This is a genomic window from Providencia sp. wls1922, assembly GCF_009706505.1.
Classification (GTDB): Bacteria; Pseudomonadota; Gammaproteobacteria; order Enterobacterales; family Enterobacteriaceae; genus Providencia; species Providencia lanzhouensis.
In genome coordinates this window covers 1-2,493 of the sequence record NZ_WLUG01000007.1, presented here as the reverse complement: position 1 = coordinate 2,493, position 2,493 = coordinate 1, and the positions used below count along the sequence as shown (strand labels likewise).

Annotated in this window: 4 protein-coding genes; all 4 read right to left on the bottom strand. The window is 39.6% G+C overall.

Translation table 11 applies throughout. The features are described 5' to 3' along the window. Positions 1-48: 48 nt before the first annotated feature. The gene (locus tag GKR71_RS00455; protein WP_154609490.1) at positions 49-543 is read right to left on the bottom strand and encodes a fimbrial protein; all 495 of its coding nucleotides are present in this window, start codon (positions 541-543) and stop codon (positions 49-51) included. A 9-nt stretch (positions 544-552) separates the two neighbouring features. Beyond that, positions 553-1,059: a fimbrial protein gene (locus GKR71_RS00450; RefSeq protein WP_154609489.1), complete on the bottom strand. Its 507-nt coding sequence runs from the start codon at positions 1,057-1,059 to the stop codon at positions 553-555. Positions 1,060-1,068: 9 nt separating this feature from the next. After that, positions 1,069-2,073 (bottom strand): fimbrial protein, encoded by a 1,005-nt coding sequence (locus tag GKR71_RS00445; RefSeq protein WP_230083344.1) that lies wholly within the window; start codon positions 2,071-2,073, stop codon positions 1,069-1,071. After that, a partial coding sequence (locus GKR71_RS00440; RefSeq protein WP_154633755.1) for a FimD/PapC C-terminal domain-containing protein occupies positions 2,064-2,493 on the bottom strand: 430 nt, incomplete at its 5' end. The genes GKR71_RS00445 and GKR71_RS00440, both read right to left, overlap by 10 nt.

Sequence of the window (2,493 nt, the reverse complement as noted above, 5' to 3'; positions counted from 1 at the left end):
ATTAAGATTATCTTTAACGGATAACCATATGAATATCATATTCCTTTATTAAGGATATATAACTGAAAACTCTAAATGGCTTTTAAAATCTCCAGCAGTAAACATAGGCTGTAAACTTACCATTCTTGCAGATAGTGGAATTTCGGCACTTTTAGTGGCGCTATTGATTGTGACATCTACCATATTGCCATTTTTAATGGTCGTTTTATTATTTGTTTGCGCGAGATGCAGTAAGCTACCTGTGGAACTGCCTGTATTCACAAAATAGTTATTGTCGATGGTATCGGGTGTTCCGTTAATGCTGAATTTGGCATTTTTTGTTGTCACAGGGCAATCAACCAATTTAATAGAAAAATCCACCCATGGGCTTTGTGCCGGGTTACGGTAATTCCAGCGATTTATTTTACCTAATTCTATGTTATAACTGGTATTTTCGATTTTGCAGGGCATGGCAATCACATTACCATGCACCTTAATATTGACGGTTTCTGCTATTGCAGGTAGCGCTAATAACCCCAATACACTGAAGAAAAATATTTTCATTATTCGCTCCTATAGATAGGTAATGGTGGCAGTAATATTGGCAGATAAGGTGCCCGCGGTACCATTACCGAGTGAAGAAAATGCCCGTGTACGCAGCGGTACACTCACCAAAGATTGCCCATTGGTGGGAACCGTTAATACCTTGGTATTGCCTAGCGGCGTTGCGCCATCGCCACTTTGCAGTTGAATGGCGATATTGGTGGCGGTGCCGCTATTTTTATACAGGCTGTTGATATCCGCATTGTCAGCAATTCCTGCAAAAGAGAGCTTCACGCTATTAATAAACGAAGAGCAATCTTTTAATTCAATGGTAAACGGTTTCCAATCCGAGGCTTTCGTTCCACTATAAAAAGTATCTAAAGGAATGGTGGTCAGATCCACATCTACATTATTAGCGGTAGATAAATTACAGGTCGCTGCTTTGATATTTCCGGTAAATTTTAAGTAGACCGTATCGGCCGCGTAAGAGATTATCGAAATATTTAAGAATAGTAAGGTAATTAATAAATTTTTCATTTTAAACCTCTATTCATAGCGAATATTGACAGTGGCATTGGCATTTGCCGTACCCGGTGTAACTGTTGCGGCCGTTTTAATATAACGGGCTTTCCAGCCAAAAATATAATCGGTTTGAGTTACACCATTTTGCTGAATAAATTGTTGATTTAATACAATAGGTGTTCCTGCATTGTTTAATAATTGAACTGCAATGCCTGTCGCTTTATCTGCACCGGTTAAACCTAGTCGACCGTTGGCCGCATTATCGATATTATCTGAAGTCACTGTGACCTTAATATTGGTACCAGTAAGACAACTTAATGCAATCGGAATGGCGGTGGTACCTTGTGTGTCATTAATATTTTTAAATTGTGTGTCATACCAGTCGCCCATATTAATGTTGTAGGTATTTTGATTGTTTTTTAATGAGCAATTTACAACATTTATTCTGATTCCATTTGCGGGAATATAAAGAGTTGATACATTGAACCGAGAACTATTAACATAATTAAATTGGTAAATTTCCGCGAGGGCACCACTGTTGATGGTTGTACTTTGTGTTACGTTGCCTTGCTTTATAATATCGACCTGCCAATTAAATGACGGGTCCATGATATATGATGTAGTAGCTATAGGGCTACTTACGGGTACCCAGCCTGCACCCCTAGCGTAGACTTTTAAGTAAATACCGGGAATGTTGGTCGACACTCTATCTACAGAGAAACGCCCAGACCAAGGCGATAAATAATATGCACGCATTTGACCTCGACATTCAACATCATTGGGCAATCTTGCTAGGCTAGTTTTAGTACTAACGTAGCTACTCGTTTTTAATGTATCAATGGTGTATGAATTAGTATTATCAAACTGTATTGTATACGTGGCACTCGGTAATGTTCTATTGACACCACTGAAATTAGGGTTCTTGATGCAGGATGCATTAACCGTGCTAGAATAAAAAACAATAATACTACTGACGAGCATAGCGAATTTTTTTAAATTCTTTTTCATATATCCTCCAGTTACTGGCATACCGCCTCCGTTTTATATAAGCCAATATAATTCGGTAATCCCGCCAAGCTATAATTCACCTGACACTGTTGCTTATCGTTATATTGAATCGTAAATGAGCCACTCTCTGGCATTCCTGACAGATAAATTTCCCCATCATTACCGACCATGGCATTGAGCTGATTATTGCTTGGGAAAATTGCCTGCGCCCCGAATGGCACGGGTTTGCCATCTTTAAAATGTAAGGTCATGATGGCGCGATAGCCCACATTGGCATTAAAGCTGGCTTTGGCAATTGCCCCTCGGCTTGGTGCCACATTCTGGGTGGTTAACTCCATTTCGGTATCATCTGGCAATTTACTGGTATCAATTTGGATGCCATTGCTGCGATATGCAGTGACATACGGCACTAACGCATAGCCTTGCCCGTTAGTTTGAATA